Annotated in this window: 1 protein-coding gene; it reads left to right on the top strand. The window is 66.1% G+C overall.

Features of this window, described 5'->3' with window-relative positions:
• Window positions 1-407 (top strand): bifunctional diaminohydroxyphosphoribosylaminopyrimidine deaminase/5-amino-6-(5-phosphoribosylamino)uracil reductase RibD (gene ribD / locus GHO03_RS24795; protein WP_153400712.1); only part of this gene is annotated, 407 nt, incomplete at both ends.

Genomic DNA, 407 nt, shown 5'->3' with positions numbered 1-407 from the left:
GGCGCGGGGCGCCACGGCCTATGTCACCCTTGAGCCGTGCAGCCATCATGGGCACACCCCACCGTGCGCCGAAGGGCTGATTAGCGCAGGTGTGGCGCGTGTGGTTGCAGCCATGCAGGACCCCAACCCGGAAGTTGCCGGGCGTGGCCTCAAGCGTTTGGCCGATGCCGGTATTGAAGTGCGCAGTGGTGTGCTGGAAGCCGATGCCCGGGCGTTGAACCCTGGTTTTCTCAAGCGCATGGAACACGGCCTGCCGTTTGTACGGGTCAAAATGGCCATGAGCCTTGATGGCCGCACCGCGATGGCCAACGGCGAAAGCCAGTGGATCACCGGGCCAGAAGCGCGCTCGGCGGTGCAGCGCTTGCGGGCCCAGGCCAGTGTGGTGCTGACGGGTGCGGATACCGTGC

The sequence above is a fragment of the Pseudomonas sp. FSL R10-1339 genome (genome assembly GCF_009600545.1).
Classification (GTDB): domain Bacteria; phylum Pseudomonadota; class Gammaproteobacteria; order Pseudomonadales; family Pseudomonadaceae; genus Aquipseudomonas; species Aquipseudomonas bubulae.
This window is presented reverse-complemented; position numbering and strand designations above follow the sequence as displayed.